The 21866-nt window shown below is 36.9% G+C and carries 22 protein-coding genes; 10 read left to right on the forward strand and 12 right to left on the reverse strand.

Annotated features, from left to right (window positions below; translation table 11 throughout):
• Window positions 1–373: 373 nt before the first annotated feature.
• Window positions 374–1249: a nucleotidyltransferase-like protein gene (locus tag AC3G7N_RS07310; RefSeq protein ID WP_489421490.1), complete on the reverse strand. Its 876-nt coding sequence runs from the start codon at window positions 1247–1249 to the stop codon at window positions 374–376.
• Between the two features lie 221 nt (window positions 1250–1470).
• Between AC3G7N_RS07310 and AC3G7N_RS07315 the strand changes: the two genes are divergently transcribed.
• The 3 genes from AC3G7N_RS07315 to pabB all read left to right on the forward strand — a co-directional run bounded on the left by AC3G7N_RS07315 (window position 1471) and on the right by pabB (window position 4364).
• Window positions 1471–1863 (forward strand): YgzB family protein, encoded by a 393-nt coding sequence (locus AC3G7N_RS07315; RefSeq protein ID WP_489421491.1) that lies wholly within the window; start codon window positions 1471–1473, stop codon window positions 1861–1863.
• Between the two features lie 168 nt (window positions 1864–2031).
• Window positions 2032–2613 (forward strand): anthranilate synthase component II, encoded by a 582-nt coding sequence (locus AC3G7N_RS07320; protein ID WP_489421492.1) that lies wholly within the window; start codon window positions 2032–2034, stop codon window positions 2611–2613.
• A gap of 62 nt (window positions 2614–2675) precedes the next feature.
• Window positions 2676–4364, forward strand: coding sequence for an aminodeoxychorismate synthase component I (gene pabB / locus AC3G7N_RS07325; protein ID WP_489421493.1), 1689 nt, complete (start codon window positions 2676–2678; stop codon window positions 4362–4364).
• Between the two features lie 116 nt (window positions 4365–4480).
• On the opposite strand, the gene perR is transcribed toward pabB, so the two are convergent.
• The 6 genes from perR to AC3G7N_RS07355 all read right to left on the reverse strand — a co-directional run bounded on the left by perR (window position 4481) and on the right by AC3G7N_RS07355 (window position 8811).
• On the reverse strand, window positions 4481–4930 hold the full coding sequence (gene perR / locus AC3G7N_RS07330) for a peroxide-responsive transcriptional repressor PerR (protein WP_489421494.1): 450 nt from the start codon (window positions 4928–4930) through the stop codon (window positions 4481–4483).
• A gap of 153 nt (window positions 4931–5083) precedes the next feature.
• Entirely contained in the window at window positions 5084–5641 is a 558-nt protein-coding gene (locus AC3G7N_RS07335) for a cob(I)yrinic acid a,c-diamide adenosyltransferase (protein ID WP_489421495.1), read from the reverse strand.
• 2 nt (window positions 5642–5643) lie between these two features.
• Window positions 5644–6594, reverse strand: a complete 951-nt coding sequence (locus AC3G7N_RS07340; protein ID WP_489421496.1) for a D-2-hydroxyacid dehydrogenase — start codon at window positions 6592–6594, stop codon at window positions 5644–5646.
• Window positions 6595–6621: 27 nt separating this feature from the next.
• Complete coding sequence (locus AC3G7N_RS07345) at window positions 6622–7731, reverse strand: aminopeptidase (protein ID WP_489421497.1); 1110 nt, start codon at window positions 7729–7731, stop codon at window positions 6622–6624.
• A 141-nt stretch (window positions 7732–7872) separates the two neighbouring features.
• Window positions 7873–8340, reverse strand: a complete 468-nt coding sequence (bcp, locus tag AC3G7N_RS07350; protein ID WP_489421498.1) for a thioredoxin-dependent thiol peroxidase — start codon at window positions 8338–8340, stop codon at window positions 7873–7875.
• A 60-nt stretch (window positions 8341–8400) separates the two neighbouring features.
• Window positions 8401–8811 (reverse strand): ion channel, encoded by a 411-nt coding sequence (locus AC3G7N_RS07355; protein WP_489421499.1) that lies wholly within the window; start codon window positions 8809–8811, stop codon window positions 8401–8403.
• A gap of 111 nt (window positions 8812–8922) precedes the next feature.
• Between AC3G7N_RS07355 and AC3G7N_RS07360 the strand changes: the two genes are divergently transcribed.
• The 5 genes from AC3G7N_RS07360 to AC3G7N_RS07380 all read left to right on the forward strand — a co-directional run bounded on the left by AC3G7N_RS07360 (window position 8923) and on the right by AC3G7N_RS07380 (window position 14692).
• Complete coding sequence (locus tag AC3G7N_RS07360) at window positions 8923–9624, forward strand: response regulator transcription factor (RefSeq protein WP_489421500.1); 702 nt, start codon at window positions 8923–8925, stop codon at window positions 9622–9624.
• Complete coding sequence (locus AC3G7N_RS07365; RefSeq protein WP_489421501.1) at window positions 9621–10625, forward strand: sensor histidine kinase; 1005 nt, start codon at window positions 9621–9623, stop codon at window positions 10623–10625. The genes AC3G7N_RS07360 and AC3G7N_RS07365 overlap by 4 nt, the downstream gene beginning before the upstream one ends.
• A 77-nt stretch (window positions 10626–10702) precedes the next feature.
• A complete protein-coding gene (locus AC3G7N_RS07370; protein WP_489421502.1) occupies window positions 10703–11479 on the forward strand; it encodes an ABC transporter ATP-binding protein in 777 nt (258 codons plus the stop codon).
• Window positions 11454–13370 (forward strand): FtsX-like permease family protein, encoded by a 1917-nt coding sequence (locus tag AC3G7N_RS07375; protein WP_489421503.1) that lies wholly within the window; start codon window positions 11454–11456, stop codon window positions 13368–13370. Before AC3G7N_RS07370 ends, AC3G7N_RS07375 begins: the two co-directional genes overlap by 26 nt.
• 29 nt (window positions 13371–13399) lie before the next feature.
• Entirely contained in the window at window positions 13400–14692 is a 1293-nt protein-coding gene (locus AC3G7N_RS07380; protein ID WP_489421504.1) for a glutamate-1-semialdehyde 2,1-aminomutase, read from the forward strand.
• Between the two features lie 107 nt (window positions 14693–14799).
• On the opposite strand, the gene AC3G7N_RS07385 is transcribed toward AC3G7N_RS07380, so the two are convergent.
• The 4 genes from AC3G7N_RS07385 to mutY form a co-directional block, all read right to left on the reverse strand.
• Window positions 14800–16566 (reverse strand): ABC transporter ATP-binding protein, encoded by a 1767-nt coding sequence (locus tag AC3G7N_RS07385; RefSeq protein WP_489421505.1) that lies wholly within the window; start codon window positions 16564–16566, stop codon window positions 14800–14802.
• A gap of 678 nt (window positions 16567–17244) precedes the next feature.
• Entirely contained in the window at window positions 17245–17772 is a 528-nt protein-coding gene (gene ntdP, locus AC3G7N_RS07390) for a nucleoside tri-diphosphate phosphatase (RefSeq protein WP_489421506.1), read from the reverse strand.
• A 477-nt stretch (window positions 17773–18249) separates the two neighbouring features.
• Entirely contained in the window at window positions 18250–18429 is a 180-nt protein-coding gene (locus AC3G7N_RS07395; RefSeq protein ID WP_489421507.1) for a gamma-type small acid-soluble spore protein, read from the reverse strand.
• 157 nt (window positions 18430–18586) lie between these two features.
• Window positions 18587–19663, reverse strand: a complete 1077-nt coding sequence (gene mutY, locus AC3G7N_RS07400; RefSeq protein WP_489421508.1) for an A/G-specific adenine glycosylase — start codon at window positions 19661–19663, stop codon at window positions 18587–18589.
• Window positions 19664–19745: 82 nt separating this feature from the next.
• On the opposite strand from mutY, the gene AC3G7N_RS07405 reads away from it, so the two are divergent.
• Complete coding sequence (locus tag AC3G7N_RS07405; protein ID WP_489421509.1) at window positions 19746–20732, forward strand: metal-dependent hydrolase; 987 nt, start codon at window positions 19746–19748, stop codon at window positions 20730–20732.
• Window positions 20733–20766: 34 nt separating this feature from the next.
• Here the strand turns inward: AC3G7N_RS07405 and AC3G7N_RS07410 are convergent, their stop codons facing one another.
• Window positions 20767–21102, reverse strand: coding sequence for a YfhH family protein (locus AC3G7N_RS07410; RefSeq protein WP_489421510.1), 336 nt, complete (start codon window positions 21100–21102; stop codon window positions 20767–20769).
• A 99-nt stretch (window positions 21103–21201) separates the two neighbouring features.
• Between AC3G7N_RS07410 and AC3G7N_RS07415 the strand changes: the two genes are divergently transcribed.
• Window positions 21202–21861, forward strand: a complete 660-nt coding sequence (locus tag AC3G7N_RS07415; RefSeq protein WP_489421511.1) for an SDR family NAD(P)-dependent oxidoreductase — start codon at window positions 21202–21204, stop codon at window positions 21859–21861.
• Window positions 21862–21866: the final 5 nt, after the last annotated feature.

Below are 21866 nucleotides of genomic sequence, written 5' to 3' on the forward strand. Positions count from 1 at the left end.
TCTTAGCTTTGTTTCGTTACTTACATACTTGGTTGTTTTGTTCAGTTTTCAAGGATCGAATTATTTTGCATCGCCTCAAAACAGCGACTTTAATAGATTACCATAATCACTGTTATCATGTCAACAGGAAGTTTGTTAATCTTTATTATTTTTTGTTGCCTTATTCATACGAATTTTTGCAACAGAATTAACTTTACCATGCTTAAATGGAGAAGTCAAACACATTTATAATTAAAATGTTATTTCTAAAAGGCTAGATAAACCTAATTCGCAGTAAAACCCTAACCCACTAACGATTTACATCATTTACAATTAATTACTTTTATATACGTGTAGCCCACTATCAAATAGTCAGATGTAGGCTACGCTGCATTTATTCCACGTTATTTGCCAAGTATTTTCTTTGATAAACACCAACACCTTTTGTTTCTACACGTTCAGTTTTAATAATATCTTTTTCAGATAAATAAGATACGATTGCTGTAAGATCTAATCCGTATGGTATTAGTAATGGATGAGTCTTTAATTCACTGTATGACCAACTTACTTCTCTTTCCATCATTATATCAAGTAGATGTTTTGCAGAATACCTTGCTCGGTTACTAATTACAAAATCAATTGCCAATATCATCAATTGAACACGTTTTTCAATTTCTTCATTGCTTTGAATTAACTCTTCATACAATTTATACACTTCAGGATCAATCTGTCTTACTTGTTTCCAAACTGTAACCTCTGGGTGAAAGCCTTTTTCAATGACTGCTAGTCGTGCTAGGTAGTGTAGCGAGTGGATCATCCTACTATAGGCATCCTTATAATGTGAGGTTTCAAACAAATCCTTCGCTTCACTGTAGCTTTTAACCAATTTGCCAAATTCAATTGCTTTACGTAAATCACGCTTACTTGATGGAAAGCTTCTTAGTTGTTCTTTTAAATTACTAATATACTCGTTTCGGTCAAATATTACTTTCCCATATATAACCCATTCTACTGCACGGCGGTAAGTACTGGTATCAATCCATTGCATCAATAAATCTTCCTTTACCACATGCATGGCAGCAGTTTTATCATCAAACTCATAGTGTTTTACATGCCATGGTTGATTATTATTATCTACTATGATTAATAAGATAACGTCAAAATTATCTGTTAGTGGACTGTTGGGCTTTGTTTTTTCTATTAATAGAATACCTAATGTATCTAGATCACTTGCGCGTTCCTGATATATAGGTCGTAATAAATCCTCCATTAAGTAAACTCCTCCATTATCTTTTTATACTCTCTACTATTCGATATGACACTGTAAAACTCCTTTTTCCGTCACAAAAAATTCAAGAATAATTTGGTCTATCGTGAAGTCCTAATAGCAAAAGCCTTAGTTTTCTCATACTGATTTCCTTGGAATCTTTTTTACTCCAACAGTGCATAAAGATATGCTATACTGTTTTGGAAAGTTTAAGGAGGATTGACATGGCACAGTTGGTCTATTCAAGTAAAATTAATCGAATTCGTTCCTTTGCATTGTTTTTAATTTTTGCAGGATTCGGGTTTATGTATGGTGGAATTTTCACAAGAGATATTGGGTGGCTGATGGCTACACTTTTCATAATTGGTATCCTATGTGTTATTTTTAGTACTGTTGTATATTTTTGGATTGGCATGTTATCGACGAAGGCAATTCCAATTAATTGTCCAAACTGCGATAAGCCGACGAAAATGCTTGGACGAGTTGATGCATGTATGCACTGTAAACAGCCGCTCACACTAGACAAAGACTTAGAAGGTAAAGAATTTGATGAAAAATATAACACAGGTAAACATCGTCGTGAATTTAATAAAAAAGTAAAAAGCAATAAAGATTAAATCCGTCACCATGGCGGATTTTTTTTAAAGATAAGTATAAGATTATTCTAAAGCTGTAGTGGACTTCCTTCACCTCCGTGCGATAAGTCAACATCGGTTCGCTTGCGCTTTTCTTAATTCCCTTCTAATAAACATATAGATTATTCATTATGAAAAGAGGTACATGTAGTGATTCTTGTTATTGATAATTATGATTCATTCACCTTTAATTTAGTTCAATATATAAAGCAATTAAATAAAGAAGTATGTGTTGTTCGAAATAATAAGGTTACAATAGAAGAAATTGAATACATGGGTCCTTCCCATATATTGATTTCGCCTGGACCTGGAAACCCATCTAACGCCGGAATTTCACTTGATGTTGTTACAAAACTGCATGCCAAAATTCCGCTTCTGGGCGTTTGTCTGGGACATCAGACAATAGCGCAGGCATTTGGTGGGGAAATAATAAAAGCAAAAAGTCCAATGCATGGTAAGGTTTCTTCCATTAACCACGATGGCGAAGGATTGTTTCAAGGATTACAAAATCCACTCTCCGTAACACGGTATCATTCATTGGTTGTTAAACCTACTACATTACCAGAATGTTTAATGGTAACTGCTTCGACAAACGAGGGAGAAATCATGGCTATTCGTCATAAAGTCTATCCTGTAGAAGGGATTCAAGCTCATCCGGAAGCTATACTGACTAAAGATGGACTTGCCCTCTTGAATAATTTCTTTCTAAAAAAGGAGGCAGTGAATCAATGAACCAGGCACAAAAAACCGAGATGTTTTTTAACTTCAAGGATACTCAAGGAGTCAGGAAACCTATGACGTTCAAAGATCCAGTTGAACTAATTTGCGCTACATCCATAGCTGACGTGCTTCCATGTCTTGAAAAGATCCAGCAATTTGTTGATGATGGGTACTATGCTGCTGGCTATGTAGCGTACGAAGCTGCACCTGCATTTGATCCAGAGTTTCGTGTGAACAGCGGTGGAAATATGCCGCTTCTTTGGTTTGGAGTTTTTAAAGAGCCAATACATGAAATGTTGCAGAGAACAGGAAACTTTTCTATTAATGAGTGGACAGCTTCAGAAACTGCTAACGTTTACCAAACAAACATAGAAAATATTAAAAGATATATCGAGCAAGGTGATACATATCAGGTTAATTACACGATTCGTTTGGACTCTTCCTTTAGCGGTGATGCAAAAGCGTATTACCAACAGCTGGCCAAGGCACAATCTGCTAATTATAGCGCCTATATCCAGACAGAAGATCATACTATTTTGTCTGCTTCCCCAGAGTTATTTTTTCAAAAGAGTAATAAAAAAATTATGACACGTCCGATGAAGGGTACTGTAAAACGTGGCAGGACTTATGAAGAAGATTGTGAGAAGGCGACATGGTTAACCCAGTCTGAAAAAAATCAGGCAGAAAATGTAATGATAGTAGATTTGTTGCGTAATGATCTCGGAACCCTAGCTAAGCCAGGCAGTGTCCAAGTTCCTGAATTATTCTCAATTGAAAAATACCCAACCGTCTACCAAATGACGTCTACTGTAACCGGTACTAGTGAAGAGAAGACTTCTATAACAGATGTATTCAAAGCATTATTTCCCTGTGGATCGATTACTGGCGCTCCTAAGATTAGCACAATGAGGATTATACAGGAATTAGAATCTTCCCCACGCGGCGTTTACTGTGGTGCCATTGGATATATGACACCTGACAACGAAGCTATTTTCAATGTACCCATCCGAACTGTGACGATCGATCATGAAGATGGTGCGGCAACTTATGGAGTTGGCGGTGGTGTAACATGGGAATCCACTAGTGATGGAGAGTATGATGAAATTTTAACGAAGGCTGCTTTGTTGAAGCGAAAGCAACCGGTGTTTCAATTACTTGAATCTATCGGTTTGGTAAATGGAAAGTATTTGGTATTGGAAAACCACATGGATCGACTCGAAAAATCTGCACGTTACTTTGATTTTTCAATTGACTTGTATGCGATCCAAAAAAAATTAGGCGATATTGCTTCTAAACACATCCAAAGAAAGTGGAAAGTCCGCTTGCTTGTTCAAAAAGATGGGCAGTTCAAGTGTGAGGCAAAACAAATTTCTGAAAACCCAGTTGGTGAAGTAACCGTGACGCTTGCTGACAATCCAGTTTCAAGCGATGACATTTTTCTTTATCACAAGACCACAAACCGAGCTGTTTATGAAAATGCAAGGTCCAGTTACCCAGACGTTTATGATGTACTATTATATAATGAAAAAAATGAAGTGACCGAATTTACTGGTGGAAATGTTGTGGTACAAATAGACGGAGAATTATTCACACCACCAATCATGTGTGGACTGTTAAGTGGTACTTTCCGAAAAGAGTTAGTGGATTCTGGTGAAGTGGAAGAGCGCGTTATTCGTGTAGACGAATTGAAAGATTGTGAATGTGTCTGGTTCATTAATAGTGTCCGCGAGTGGGTTCCTGTTGAAGTGACTTTCAATCCTTAATTTTATTACATCGATTTATCAACGCTCGACTCGATATTTCAACGTTCATTCCGTTTTATCTAGCACACACAAAAACCCAGCAAGCCTCAATGGTTTGCTGGGTTTCAATAATTATATTAGTGTTTTTGCGTCTCTACTTTTTGACAGGCTTCGCATTTACCATAAATTTCCATTCGGTGATGACTTACTTCAAATCCAGTCACCTGTTCAGCAAGTGATTCCACTTCGTCCAGTGGCGGATAATGAAAGTCAACTATTTTTCCGCATGAATCACAAATGATGTGATAGTGATCTGACGTATTACAGTCAAACCTACTCGATGCGTCACCATAGGTCAATTCTCTCACAAGTCCGATTTCTCGCAGTACACGAAGATTGTTGTATACGGTAGCAACACTCATATTGGGAAATTTTCCTTCAAGTGCTTTATATATATCATCTGCTGTTGGGTGTATCATGGAATTAAGAAGAAATTCAAGAACCGCATGACGTTGTGGTGTAATCCGTACGCCTGATTCTTTTAATGTGTCAATCGCTTCGTTGAGTTTTCGTTCAGACACCGTCATGCACCTCACTTTCATTTATATATTTACAATTCTAATACAATTATTACATTATAATAACTATAATTAGTGTACCTGCTATAATGCCTATCTGTCAATAAAAGTATATGATCAAGAGCTCACGATTAGCACCAATTCCGTCCACTTTTCTGAATTCTACACGTCAGCCTGTAATGGAATTTCTTCTCCACCTAAGCGATGGTTTACGTAGCGCGCAGCAACAAATAAGAAGTCAGAAAGTCGATTCAAATAAGAAACCACTAGTAGATTTGCTAATTCATCTTCGAGTCCCACTGCAGTTCGTTCTGCTCTTCTCGCGACTGTCCGTGCTGTATGTAACGCACTCGAAGCACTATGGCCTGATGGTAAAATGAAATTTTTCAATGGTGCAAGATCTTTATCCCATTCGTCAATTTGGGATTCTAATTCCTCAATGTATTCTTTTTTTAATTTCCAGCTTACCTCTTTGTCACTTGGTGTAGCTAATTCTGCTCCAACATGAAAAAGAATTGTTTGTATACGATGCATGGTTTTCAAGAATGCTTCCTTTTCGTCCCATTCCTCGTTCTCCAAAAAGCTTAATGCTAAACCAATCATCGAATTTGTTTCATCACATGTTCCATATGCTTGAACACGTAAATCATTTTTAGGTACGCGTTGACCATAAATTAATGAAGTTTTTCCTTTATCGCCTGATCTTGTGTAAATCCGCATGGTTAATACCCCCTAGTAATATCAATCTTATTTATAAATGCTGCTTCATTTTGTTTATAAGTATGAAGGTTTTGTCCAAAAATTTCTAATGCACGTGTTTGATAGTGAGGCGAAATCCCAGATAAATGTGGTGTAATGGTAATACTTTCTTCCTCCCAAAACGGGTGATCTGCTGGAAGTGGTTCTTCTTCAAAAACGTCCAAGATTGCATGGGCAATTTGCTTTGTTTGAATTGCTTTTGATAACACCGCGCCACTGACAGCATTTCCCCTCCCCATATTAAGGAAAATAGAATCATCCGGCAATAATTTGAAGTGTTCATCCGTGAAAAAGTTCTTGGTTTCTGGTGTACCTGGTAGAACTGATACAACAAAATCCGCTTCTGGTAATAATGTTTCCATATCATCCTGTGTCACATTCTTATCGAAATATTTGACAGCTCTTCCACTCTTAGAAACACCATATGTTTTCATTTGAAATGCTTGCGCCAATCGAGCAACCTCTTGACCAATCGCTCCTGTACCTGCAATTAGAATCGTCTTCCCCGTAATTTCTTGCATCCGAAGGCCACGATTCCATGTATGGTTATTTTCATTTTCAATCAGCTGCTTTGTTTGTCTTGAGACCTGCAAAATGCTCGAAATAGCATACTCAGCCATTGGAACTTTATGTATTCCCCGAGCATTTGTTACCAGTATATCTTTCTCTCCAATTGCTGCAAACGGCATTCGATCTATACCTGCAGAAAGAACCATTATCCACTTTAGTTTTTTCGCTTGCTCAACCAACTCATCTGTTAAGTCTTCACCATACGTCACAAGTACTTCAGCATCCACTAAATGGCTTTTAGCGTGGTCCATGTTGTCACAAAATATAAACGCTTCATCTGGAAACTTTTCTTTCAATTCATTTTGATGCTTTACTGAAACTTTTGCTGAAAAAAGGTTATCCAACTTCCATTCCTCCTAATGCCATCAAATTTACAACAAGTTTTCTGGGTTTAATACTTTTAACTCATCTAATACAAATATACCATTATCACGTATTAATACGTCATCAAAATATATTTTTCCTCCACCATATTCTTGGCGTTGAATAAGGACCATATCCCAGTGCACTGACGAATCATTTCCATTATCGGCATCATCATACGCAGCACCTGGAGTAAAATGTAAACTACCTGCAATTTTTTCATCGAATAAAATATCACCCATTGGTTCGGTGATTTTGGGATTTAAACCAATCGCGAACTCACCAATGAACCTAGCACCATCATCTGTATCTAAAATAGCATTTAATTCGTCTGTTTTATCTGAAGTTGCCGCAATAATTTTTCCAGCTTTAAAAGTTAGTTCAACATCATGAAAAACATTTCCTTGATAGGGACATGGTGTGTTGTAAGCGATGGTTCCGTTAACAGTATTCTTTACTGGTGCCGTATACACTTCTCCATCAGGAATATTGAACTCTCCTGCACACATGACTGCTGGAACTTCTTCTATTGAAAATGATAAATCAGTTCCTGGGGCGGTAATATGTACCTTGTCTGTTTGTTCCATTAAACTTTTCAAGGCAAGTTGCGCTTTTTCCATTCTCTTGTAATCTATCGAACAGACGTCAATGTAATAATTATAAAAATCGTCATAACTCATCTTTGCTTTTTGGGCAAATCCATTGGTTGGATAGTTAAGCAAAACCCATTTCCGTTCATCTACTAAGAAATCGCTTGAAGCTTTCATTTCTTCTCCTGCTAGTTGAAATTGCGCTTGTGGCACTCCAACTAATTCTGCATCATTTTCTTCGCCCACAATTTGGACAAAGCCATCAATATCCTTAAATTTATATAAGTTCCACTTGTTTACAGCGGCAAGCTGGTCTTTTTGAGCATTTGTCAATAAAAGTCTGGATATCTCATCATCCGTATATTCCACATGTGGAATAATTTTGAGGTCATAAGAAGCTTTGATTAACTCTTTTATTAATGGTTTAGAATTAACGCTTCCAGAGATTAAAACGGTTTCATTTTCCTTCATTGTTAAGGAATGGGTTAGCAATTGGTGAGCTAGTTTTGCTAGCCTAGGATCTTGCATATATGTACCTCCCTGTTTAATCAAAATAACAAGACAGTCCACTCAACCTTTTGGACTGCCTTTCCCTACCTGTAAGAGGTTGTTCAAAAAAGTCCGATAAAAATGATGCATCGAATTTTTATCGAACTTTTTGAACACACACTATAAGTTTTCACGAATAAATGTTAGTGCGTCTTCCACATGTCCTTTTACACTTACTTTGCGATACTCTTTTTGCAGCGTACCTTCTTTATCGATGATAAATGTTGAGCGTTCGATACCATAATATTCCTTACCAAATTTATTTTTCAGCTTCCATACCCCATAGTCATCAGCTACTTGATGATCCTCGTCAGCTAACAATAAAAATGGTAGCTCATGTTTATCAATGAATTGTTGATGACGATCAACTGGATCTGGACTTACCCCAATAATTACGGTGTCAAGATCCCGGAAACTCGCGTGTTGATCACGGAAGTCACATGCTTCAGTTGTACAGCCCGGAGTCATATCTTTTGGATAAAAATACAACACAACATGCTTATCTTTAAAATCGGCTAAACTTACACTTTCACCTTCTTGATTTGGTAGTGTAAATGTTGGTGCTAATTTGCCTGTTTCCACTGTCATTTATACCCCTCCAAACGAGTTTTTCAACTATTTCTACTATAGCATAGTTTCCTCATCAGCTTAATCATCTTGTTTATTTTGTACTAAGCGAAGAACAAATGCCGTGGGTAAAATATATCCGATTAATGCTTGGATCAGGGCAATCAGGCGCCCATACCCAACTGGTGTTATATCACCATATCCAATTGTTAACATAGTAACGCCACTAAAGTAAGCAGAGTGTATTAAAGTTCCTAGCACGTTCACTTGTCTAAGCTCCCCGCCTTCTACCAATAAAATCCTGTTAAATGAAAGAATAAAGTAGATCAGTGCAAAGCCAATAATGACAATACTATATACCACAAGCAGTGTAAAGAATATATCCATTGAGAAACTTCGCTCATTGTTATTACCACGTCTTATAAAGTAGACAATACTACCAATCATCGTTACGCTCACTAAAGCAACAAATACCCATGAAACAATTGACATACTATCCCCTCTTTATTATTACCTTACGCCTTGTCCAAGTGGTCTATGTCATTTATTTTTTTGAAAAACTAAGGTAGGATAAAAGTAGAAAATTAATGGTGGTGTACAGATATGAAGCGGATTTATTTAATCGAGGATGATCCTAAAATAGCGAATTTGTTAAAAGACTATCTGGAAAAGTATGAGTATAAAGTTACGATTGTTGAAGTATTTGATAAAGTCATGGAAGAATTCAGGGAGAATGATCCACACCTTGTGTTGCTGGACATTAATCTACCTCGTTATGATGGTTTTTATTGGTGTAGAAAAATAAGAAGTATCTCTAATTGTCCAATTGTTTTTCTGTCAGCGCGTGATTCTGGAATGGATCAGGTTATGGCAATGGAAAATGGTGGTGATGACTATATTACAAAACCATTTAACTTTGATGTTGTACAAGCTAAAATTAAAAGCATTATACGCCGTATATACGGGGAGTACGCAGTTACTAGACAGGTTGATTTTATTGAAATTAATCAATTCACTTTACATTTAACGTCGATGGAAATTGAGTTCCAGGATTCGACTGTAGCATTAACAAAAAATGAATTTATCTTGTTAAAAGAATTTATCGAACACGAAAATCAGGTTTTATCGCGCACACATTTATTAGAAATATTGTGGGATGATGAACACTTTGTAGATGACAACACCCTATCTGTCAACATTACCCGAATCCGCAAAAAGCTTGAGGACATTGGTATTAAGAATTGCATTCAAACAGTTCGGGGTGCTGGGTATAAATTTTTCAACACATGGAGTAGTACGTTATGAAAAAGTTTATACTAGATCAAATAGGATATATCCTATTTTTTTATTCCCAAATGACTCTTATCATTATTATCGCCCAGCTTGCCGCGACGTTGGCTGATGCACCGCTTAGCCCTGGAATTATTTTTTATTTATTTTTATTACCAACATGCTTTTTCTTGGCATTTCTCATTTACCAGTACTTACAGCAACGTGACTTTTACCAACTAGAAGAAGCAGATAGTGAACACGCATGGTTTCCTGAACCGACCAACCATTTACTAAGAAATGTGCGGAATCAACATGACAAACAATATAGCATTTATCATGAAAAAATTGAGCTATTGGAACAACAAAAGCAGCTCGAAATCGATTTTATTCAGCAATGGGTTCATCAAATGAAAACACCAGTTTCTATCATGCACCTTACCATGCAGAAAGAAAAATTAAACCTGCCCGAACCTTTCACCTCTAGTATGTATGAAGAAATGGAGCGTCTGCAGCAAGGCTTGGATCTTGCTTTATATCAATCACGCCTTCAAAAATTCGAACGTGATTTCCATGTAGAGAAGATCTGGTTGCGTACAATCGTAACCGAATCCATTCAAGAGTTTAAGTCCAGTTTTATCCGAAACCACGTATTTCCGGAACAATCAATCGATGAATCATTTGTGGTTGCAACAGATTCTAAGTGGTTTCGGTTTGTACTGCATCAAATAATATCAAACGCAATTAAATATTCAAAAGGATCCGCTGATAAAATATTTTTCCGTGCTTTAGAAAAAGATCAATCAGTGATATTACAAATTGAAGACCATGGCCATGGTATACCAACACAAGATATTAGTCGTGTCTTTGATCCTTTTTTCACTGGTCAAAATGGACGAACGTTTCAAGAATCAACAGGAATGGGACTTTATTTATCAAAAGAAATATGTAGGGAATTGGGACATGTCATTTCAGTTGATTCGGAGCAAAACATCGGGACAACAATTTCCGTGAGATTTACCCACCCTAAGATTTAATAAGCTTTATGAAAGATAAAGAGATTGGTCCTTTCCCTATTCAGGGTTTATAGCGGACAATATCTGGAGGTATAGCAATGGCAGTTTTAGTAGCTGATAATTTATCCAAAATGTATGGTAGTAGACGTGGTGCTCAATTTGAAGCAATAGATCGGTTTAATCTTTCCGTTGATCAAGCAGAACTTCTTGGGATCATGGGACCATCTGGGAGCGGAAAAACAACCTTATTGAACCTATTATCAACAATTGATACACCAACATCAGGAAAAATAGAAATAAATAATGAAAAAGTAACTGGCCTATCCAAGAATAAACTAGCAAAGTTCCGCCGGAAGGAAATGGGCTTTATCTTTCAAGACTACAATCTGTTAGATACGCTCACTATTGGTGAGAATATAGTACTGCCGTTAACACTTCAAGGCGCGAAAGTGAACGTTATGGAGAAAAAACTAGTAATTGTTACGAAACAGCTCGGGATTGATGCAATCATCCATAAACGCACCTTTGAGGTTTCCGGTGGGCAACTTCAACGTGCAGCAATTGCTCGGGCGATTATCCATGACCCAACGGTTATCTTTGCAGATGAACCAACAGGTAATTTGGACTCAAAGTCATCCTTAGGTGTCATGGAATCATTAAAAGACTTGAATCAATCACAGGATACTACAACCATTATGGTTACACACGACCCATTCGCGGCTAGCTTCTGTGAACGGATTATTTTCATCAAAGACGGTAAATTATTTAATGAAATTCATCGAGGTGACAACCGACAAGCATTTTTCCAGGATATATTAAATGTGCAATCCTTATTGGGAGGAAATACAGATGACTTTCAAACAGTTCGCATTTAATAATGTACGACGAAACAAACGGCAATATTTAAGTTACTATTTAAGTTGTATGTTTGCTGTAACGGTTTTCTTTATGTATGCCGTTATTATTTTTCATCCTGATATAGATGGAACAGAATTCCGACAAACTGTAGAGCGTGGAATTCTCATGACAGAAGGAATTATTTACGTTTTCTCTTTTTTGTTTGTTTTATACTCAACTGGATCTTTCATCAATTCAAGGAAGAAAGAATATGGACTGTTAACTACACTTGGGATTACCAAATCACAATTAAACCGTATGCTAATTCTTGAAAACACGATTATTGGAATTGTATCCATCATTACAGGCTTATTACTTGGTGCCCTTCTTACAAAACTCTTTTTAATGGTATTTTCCCAAACTTTAGGGCTTGATGAAATTCTTCCATTTTATCTATCCCTAAAAGCAGTTGGCATTACGGCTATTTTATTTTTTATTATGTTTGAACTTAACTCATTAGCAGTAGTTTGGACAATACGAACTAAATCAGTCATGGAAATGTTTCGCGGTGCAAAGGCTCCTAAAAAAACACCTAAATTTTCATGGATATTAAGCTGTATATCGTTACTTGCGATTGGGAGTGCCTATTATCTGGCGTATACAGCAGATATCATGTCGATTTTTATTCGTATGCTACCAATTCTAGTTTTGATTGTTCCAGGTACTTATTTTCTATTCACCCAATGTAGTATTGCATTTGTAACTATATTGAAAAGAAAGAAAAGCTATTACTTTAAAAGATTAAATTTATTAACTGTATCTGACTTAACATTTAAGCTTAAAGACAATGCCCGTCTATTATTTTTTGTTGCAATTTTAAGTGCAGTAGCATTTACGTCATCTGGTGTTTTGTATGGTTTGTTTCAGAGTGCTGAAGTGGAATCAGAGCGATTTGTCCCGCAAGACGTTTCCCTAACTACTCAGGGTTTAGATAATATAAATGCTTTTGAAGCAGAGGTTGCTTATGTGGAGAAAGAATTCAAAGAACAAGGCATTCCATATGATGCAACAACTGTCTTTTCTACGCAAGCAAACGCATATTCTGATAAAAAAGATTGGAACGATACACCACTATTAATTTATTCCTTTTCAGATTATAAAAAGATGATGGCACTCCAAAATGAGAAGGTTACATTCAATTTGCACAAAAATGAAGCTGTTGTGCTAATAGAAGATTTTGTTTTACGAGGTGACGACGATGTACCGAAAGCATTCACACTAAAATCCAATAACGTAGAAGAAAAATTCAAAGTAAAGACCGCTAATGCAACACTAAATGGGAGTATTTATACACCCTTTTCAGCCGTCGTCCCCGATGATGCCTATTGGAACTTTTATCAAGAAGCTGATCGTGATGAAATCTATTATAACTATGTCATGGAAATTCCCAATTGGACTACCCACGCCGAAGACATTGAAGAGTTGTTAAACCATGTAGATAATGAATATGTATTTCCAGATTCTCAGGCAGATTTCTATATTTCTATGAAGCAGGGAATGTCATTTCTCTTCTTTTTTGGTATATTTATTAGTGTTCTATTCTTTTTGGCAGCTGGTTCTATTTTATATTTTCGAATGTATCAAGACATCGATAAAGACTTACATCATTTTCATTCTTTATATCGTATTGGATTAACCGATAATGAAATGGAAAAAATAGTAACTAAACAATTGGCTTATTTATTTTTTATACCTTTTTTAGTAGCTGTTGTTCACGCTGGGTTTGCGTTTAAGGCACTGCAAAATATGTTAATTTCATCAATACTTTTACCAAGTGCTGTTATTATTACGATTTTCTTCATTGTGCACGTAGTTAACTTTATTTTTATTCGAAATATATATACATCCAAGCTAAAAAAAGTCATGTAATTTTTTCCACAATTTAGGAGGCTAAACAATTGAAATCTTACTCTAAATCACACGACTTACATGAAGAAGCCTTACAGCATATAGTTGGAGGTGTTAATTCGCCATCTCGTGCATATAAAGCGGTCGGCGGTGGTGCACCTGTATATATGGAACGCGCGCAAGGTGCCTACTTCTGGGATGTTGATGGCAATAAATATATTGACTATTTAGCTGCTTACGGACCAATTATTACTGGGCATGCCCACCCACATATCGCAAAAGCAATTTCATATGCAGCAACAAATGGTGTCTTATATGGCACACCGACAAAACTTGAAAATACATTCGCAAAAATGCTTAAATCTGCAATTCCGTCATTGGAAAAAGTCCGATTTACCAATTCAGGGACAGAAGCAGTAATGACGACAATTCGAGTAGCACGTGCTTATACAAACCGTACGAAGGTTATTAAATTTGCCGGCTGTTATCATGGTCACTTTGATGCAGTTTTAGTACAGGCCGGATCTGGTCCAGCGACACTTGGAACACCAGATTCCGCCGGTATTCCAAAAGCAGTGGCTGAAGATGTCATAACAGTTCCTTTCAACGACCTTGAGGCATTTGAAAAAGCAATAGATCATTGGAGTGATGAAATTGCAGCTGTTTTGGTTGAACCGATTGTTGGTAACTTTGGAATCGTTGAACCGCACGCCGGATTTCTGCAAGCTGTGAACGATATTACACATAATGCCGGTGCATTAGTTATCTATGATGAAGTGATCACCGCTTTTCGCTTCACTTATGGTAGTGCTCAACAAGTCTATGGTGTTGAACCGGATATGACAGCAATGGGTAAGATTATCGGTGGTGGTCTGCCTATTGGTGCATATGGTGGGAAACTTGATATTATGGAACAGGTTGCTCCACTCGGACCTGCCTATCAAGCAGGAACAATGGCTGGTAACCCAGCTTCAATGGCATCGGGTATTGCATGCTTGGAAGTGCTACAACAGGAAGGCGTATATGAAATGTTAGATAAACTCGGTGCTAAACTTGAAAAGGGAATTTTAGAAAAAGCTAGTAATCATGGAGTAGCCATTTCCTTGAACCGGTTATGTGGCGCACTTACTCTTTATTTTGGTGAAGGTACTATCACAAATTATGACCAAGCAGAAGCAAGTGATGGCGAAGCTTTTGCACGGTTCTTCAAGTTAATGTTAGAGCAAGGTGTAAATTTAGCACCATCCAAGTATGAAGCATGGTTCTTAACAACCGAACATACCCAAGAAGATATTGATACAACAATTGAAGCAGTTGATTACGCGTTTCGTAAAATGGCTTAAATGAAAAAAGGGTTTCCTGCTTTGTCAGCAGGAAACCTTTTTTACGTACTTTGGACGGAGAATCTGTAACAACTTATAATGCAAGCATCAGCATTTTGACCTGAACATTACCCTTTTGCTAAATCGGGCTGGTCTAAATTTTGTACTTGATATAAATTATAGTAGCTCCCTTGTTTTTTCATTAGTTCTTCATGAGATCCACTTTCCCTGATTTCGCCACCAACAACAACAACTATTCTATCTGCATGCGTAATTGTCGCTAATCTATGTGCGACGATAAAAGTTGTTCGATCTGAAGCCAATTTTTCCAGTGCTTCTTGAATTGTATGCTCACTTTCCAAATCAAGCGCTGAAGTTGCTTCATCAAAAATTAATATTGGTGGATTTTTTAGAAATACACGAGCAATTGCAATACGTTGTTTCTGTCCTCCAGATAATTTCACTCCACGTTCTCCAACTAATGTGTCATATCCATGTACTAAATCTGTGATAAAGTCATGTGCATTCGCTGCTTTAGCAGCAGTTATCACTTCTTCATCTGTAGCATCAGGATTACCCATTCGAATGTTCATCGAAATGGATTCACTGAATAACGTATTATCTTGGAGTACCATTCCGATATTGTCCCTGAGTGAACGAGCTTTCACATCACGTATATCCGTTCCATCAATTTTTATCGATCCTTTTGTAACATCGTAAAAACGCGGTATTAAACTAATTAATGTGGACTTACCACCACCACTCATACCTACTAGGGCTATGGTCTCACCCTTTTTCACTTGGAGTGACACATTTTTGAGCACATCAGGTTCATCCTCATCGTAACGGAAGGAAATATTATCAATATCTACATTACCTTCTACACCAGTTATAGCTTTCGCACCTTTTTTATCGACAATATCATACTTTTCATTTAAAAATTCAAATACACGGTCAATAGATGCGATGGATTGCGTCAAAACGGTTGATGAATTAATTAATCGACGTAAAGGACTATAGACACGTTCCATATAAGCAACGAATGCCACCATAGTACCAACCGATAATCCACCATTAATGACTTGATAGCCTGCATAAGCAATAACCAACAGTGGTGCCAAATCAGTAATTGTATTTGTAACTGCAAATGTTTTTGCATTCCAATTTGTATGTTTAAGCGCTCTATCTAAAAAGGTTTCATTTCGTTTATTAAATTGGCCTTGCTCATACTCCTCGAGTGCAAAGCTTCTTGTTACTGGGACACCTTGAACCCGTTCATGGAGATGGCCCTGAACCTCTGCTAAAGCTTGCGAACGATCACGGGTCAAACGGCGTAATCTACCATAAAAGTATTTAATTGAGAATCCAAAGAAAGGAAATAAAATAATGGAAACAAGGGTTAATCCTACATTCATTGTCATCATGATAGTTATTGCAATTAAAATGGTTATTATGTCTAACCATATATTCATTAATCCTGTAAGCACGAAATTTTTTGTTTGTTCGACATCATGTATTACCCGGGAAATAATTTCGCCGGTTTTTGTCTGCGAGTAAAATCGCAAACTTAATTTTTGAATGTGATCGAACAGTCTATCCCTTATGTCAAAGAGGATTTTGTTGCCTACCCATTGCGCTAAATATTGTCGAATGTATTCAACTGGTGGACGTAAAATCAAGAAAATAACGAATGCTCCACCCATAATCCAAAGCAGTTCACTTGTTTTCGCACCATCACTCATATTTTCTGCATTAATAATATCATCAATTATATATTTTAAAATTAATGGCATTAAAAGTGGAATTGCAAACTTAATTATACCTATTAAAATTGTCCAAACTATTTTCCAGCGGTAAGGTTTAACAAATTGCATGTATTGCTTTACACTACTCATTTTTATATCTACCTCATCTATTTACTATTATTTCTTTACTGCACGTTTTTCTTATACCGGCGTTTCCCTTAAAACTTATGGCTGTTCTCGTACGCATTGTTGCTTTTTCATCTTCATAGTTGATATAAACTATGACATAATATGCCGCTCCGGAAATACATTACGATGTAACTGCTGGTTGTTTTCCGCTGCGGATCGTTGCTTTCCGCGGGCACGGCTTCAGCCTCCTCGAGAAACCCACTCTGCGGGGTCTTCAGACACGTGCTGTTCCCGCAGGAGTCAACGGTCCTCCGCTCCAAACAACTTCCATAATAGTGGAAATCATGCTCTAATCAATAAATTGGTTACGATCGTTTCATTATTGGACACCAACTGCATCGGAGGAAAAACACGGAGACTCCTGCGGGAACAGCGAAGACGATGAGACCCCGCAGTGAGCGGTCTTTGCGATCGAGGAGGCTCATCGCGAGCCCGCGGAAAGCGTAGTGTTTTTCCGCAGCGGTCGTAGGGCACCAAACATGATTTTTAGTTATGTCGCATTTTAAAGCCACTCTCTCAAAAGCAACATTCTTTACGAAAACAGCCAAACTTATTTACTTTCCTTACGTGCAAGAAAAACCCTTGCTACGTTTGTAACAAGGTTTCCCATTCATATACTATCTCAGTTGCACGCCTTTATTATCTATAAGTCAGAAACCGTTCATACCATTCATCAACAAACTCGGGTGAGAATGGCCCTTTTCTTTGATGTACCCACCTAAGTAAATAATCCATATGCTTGTACAAAATTTGGTCTAATACAACTGGATAATCCATTTGTTCCTTATGTTCAGCATACTCATCTTCATCTAATAAATTATAAGTCATGTCTGGAAATACTTTTACATCTAAATCATAATCAATATATTTTAAAGCTTCATCATCGTAGACAAATGGAGAACTAATATTACAATAATAGTGAATTCCATCATTACGTAACATTCCTATAATATTAAACCAATACTTCGCATGAAAATAACAAATTGCAGGTTCCCTTGTGACCCATGTTCTCCCATCACTTTCAACTACATTGGTCTTGTCATTCGCACCAATTACTTCATCTTCCGTCCGCTTCAAGACAAGGCAATTTTCCCAAACTCGGTGTAGTTGTCCATTATGCTTGTAGCTCTTAATTTGAATTTTCGAACCTGTTTCGGGGCCAGCCATCTTATCTTCCTTTCTGTTTACTTCCCTCGTCCTTTTTTTACATTATAATGGCAACCGTGTTAAAGATAAAGGAACAAGCTCACTTTGGCATCATTTAAAGAGGATGTTAAATAGTCACCAAATGATAAGTGGCGAATCTCTTCGTTACTCGGTTTTTCCGGTCCTCACGTATGAAAGACATAGAGGAACTTCTACTAAAACCGTCCACGTCCTGTGGACAATGCAGAAGTCAACACATCGCACGCAAGTCCGGTCCTCAAAACTGGCGTGCCTGGACTTTGCAACAGGATAAGGAAAGCTACCCTGAAAATACATCGCCATCGAAAATTTTCTTTTATTTTCGATGGCGCTTGAGTTCTTTGTCGACTTTATTTCTAATTAAGCAAATTTTCAAACAAAACTTATAAAACAAAAAAAAGAGCTTTCTTGGGAGAAGAAAGCTCTTTTCTGAGTCAGAAAAAAAACGGGGTAGATAAACTATTTCTTATTTTGTTGAGACTTTTGGTTTTGTTTTTTCACTTCTTGTGCATTTGTTTCAGATGCAAATTCAGTTCCAAATTGACCTTGTCCTTGAGCTGCTTTTTGGTTTTGTTTTTTTACTTCTTGAACATTTGTTCCAGCAGCAGTTTTGTTAGGTTGTTGTGATTTGTTAGCCATCAATATCACCTCCGCAATAATTAATTTAACCATTTTGGGAGATGTTATCCTAAAAAAATCATAGTTAATTTTAACATGATATGGGAAAAAGTGGATAGTTAAAAGCCGTTACATAAATATACAAAAAAAATACTATACTAAATATAAAAGGTATCCTCTACTCTTCTGACAAGAACTGTTTCATCTTTTGATGGGAAACTGGAAATGGAAATGCCTCCATTTCGGTCTTACTTACAAACTTGGCGTTTGGTAAACAGGTTTGACTACTGATAGAGGTTGCTTTATGTATCTCTAACTCCCATATAAGATGGGAAAAAACATGCTTTAACTTACCTGCTTCTCGATTTAGAGAAACATCAATACCGTATTCTTTTTCAAACCATTTAGGAATTTGGTTAAAACCCATTTCGTTTAAAGAAATCATAGGGAATTGCCATAAATTTGCCAGCAAACCAGTATCAGGTCTTTTTTCAATTAAATAGTTTCCTTCGTTGTTTTTGATTAATAATGCAACATAAGGAAGCCTTTTCTGTTTCTTAGTTTTTGATTTTATCGGTAATTGTTTCTCGATTCCTTCAGCAAATGCTTGGCAATGCTGTTGAACAGGACAAAGCATACACATTGGATTTTTGGGTGTACAAACTATCGCACCTAATTCCATCATTCCCTGATTGAAAGAGGATGGGTCAACGTGCGAGATTAGGCCTCGAACATGGTTTTCAAAAACTTTTTTTGTACGAGGCTTAGCGATATCCTCTTCTACTTTTAAAATCCGGGATAGGACACGCATAACATTGCCATCTACAGCAGGCTCTGGTTGATCGTAAGCAATGGAAAGAATTGCTCCTTTCGTATAAGGACCTACACCTTTTAAAGATCCTAAATCACTTGGATTAGCAGGTATTTCTCCTCCATAAGAGGCTACAACCTCTTTAATAGCGTTTTGTAAGTTGCGAGCACGGGAATAGTATCCTAAACCCTCCCATGATTTCAGGACATCCTGTTCTTCAGCATTTGCTAAATCATAGAGAGTGGGAAAATTTTCAACAAACTTTTTAAAATATGGAATTACTGTATCTACCTTTGTTTGTTGCAGCATAATTTCGGATACCCAAATTTTATATGGATTTTGATCCACGCGCCATGGGAGATCCCGTTTATTTGCTTGATACCAGCTAATTAGATCATCTTGGAATCGCGATATATCAATAGGTAGTATAGTACTATCTTTCATAAATTCACACCCTTTATGTTACAATAATTTCAGGCAAACAGAGATGATCAGCTAGATACACACCTAAGGAGGAGCTCAAATTATGGATACTGGCACACATGTGGTTATGGGGGTTGCGTTAGGCGGACTGGCAACTCTAGATCCAACTGTGCAGGCTGATCCTACACTATATAATGCAGTTCTAGTAGGAACGATTATCGGTTCGCAAGCGCCTGATTTTGATACAATATTAAAATTACGCAATAATGCAGTATATATAAGGCATCACCGTGGTATAACACATTCCATTCCAGCAGTAATTTTATGGGGTATATTGCTTGCAGGAATTATTCACCTATTTGTTCCTCAAATTAACTTTTTACATCTTTGGTTATGGACATTCTTAGCTGTTGTTATTCATGTATTTGTTGATATATTCAATGCATATGGCACCCAGGCATATAGACCATTTACAAATAAATGGGTCGCCCATGGATTTATAAATACCTTCGATCCCTATATTTTCATTTTGCATATTGCAGGTATTTTTGCATGGATGATAGGAGCAAATCCAGGATATACATGGCTAATAATTTATGCAGTGATTACTTTATATTATATCAAACGTTATATCGATAAAAGAGAAATCATAAAAAAAATTCACGATTATTTTCCCGATGTAAAACAAATTGCTACATCCCCAACACTAAAGCAGAACTTTTGGAGAGTAGCGATTACGACTACAGATAATTTTTATGTTGGAAAAGCAGAGAATGGCCACATTCAAATCGTTGATGAATTTAGGAAAGTTCCTATACCAGATACAGAAATCATGCGACTAGCAAGAGAAGATAAAAATATTTCGGCATTCCTATCGTTTTCTCCTGTTTATCGATGGGAGATAAATGATTACGATGATTTTACGGAAGTAAGATTTATCGATTTGAGATACCGTTCAAAAGGACATTATCCTTTTGTTGCGGTTGTACAGATTGATGATAACATGCGGATTATGAGTTCCTATACAGGTTGGATTTTTTCTGAACAAAAACTCCAAAGTAAATTATTATTTGATGATAATCCAATTTAAAACAGCGAAGGCGACCATCCTAGTCGCTCCGCTGTTATTTTTTTACCTTATCACCTATTATTGAAATTGGAACTGCTTCTTCTTTTTCGTAGGTCTCATCAAGTAAATTAATCCGATTTCCCCATGCAAATACTCCGTTAATATAGTTAATCTTAAACCGATGTCCAGGATCACCTTTCATTTGGTGAACATCCTCAGCTTTAAAATCTTCCGGGTTTAACATATATGCCATTGCCACTTGCATCTTACGTTCATTTATCGCTACTTCACTAATGTTACCTACTCGTTCCGCTTTAAGTGCTTTTTCTTTCAATCGACCAACTTCTTCTCGTAATTGTTCAACTGAATAATCACTATACCGAATATCCAAATCATTCGCCTCCTCTACTTTCATTTTACATTTTACCAAGAGTTTAAGACAATGAAAATAAGGAATGCTTAAAAGTGAAATATTAGGGGGATTATTGATATGCCAAATATAGCAATAACTGGTGCTGGAAGTGGCCTTGGACGGTCACTAGCTTTGGAATATGCAAAAAATGGGTACACCATCTTTTTGCTCGGAAGATCTGATACAAAACTACATATCGTGCAACGTGAGATTTTAAGTGATGGCGGCCACGCGTCCATCGTTCTATGTGATGTGAGTGAACCGGCATCCGTAAGTATTGCGTTTCAACAAATTAGTAAGCTAGATGTTTTTATAAATAATGCTGGAATCGGCATTTTTGGACCGGTTGAAGAATATACAGTCGAGGATTTAGAGTCAATCTTAAACACTAATATTAAAGGAACAATCTTAACTGTTCAATCTGCATTACCATTAATCAGAAAAAGTAGTGGACGAATTTTAACAATCATTTCAACTGCAGGAATTCGCGGAAAAGTAAATGAGTCGATCTATTGTGCAAGTAAATTTGCAGTAAAAGGCTTTACAGAAAGCTTGCAAAAGGAATGGGAAACTGAGTCTATCTCTATAACAGGAGTTTATATGGGCGGTATGAACACACCTTTCTGGAATGACTCATCCCATGTGAAGAATGCTTCCTCGTTAAAAGGACCTGAAATCGTTGCTGAACAAATCTATAAAGAAGATGATGGACGGAAAGAGATTGTTATTGATAAATAATGAAG

It is taken from the genome of Virgibacillus carmonensis, from assembly GCF_057836705.1.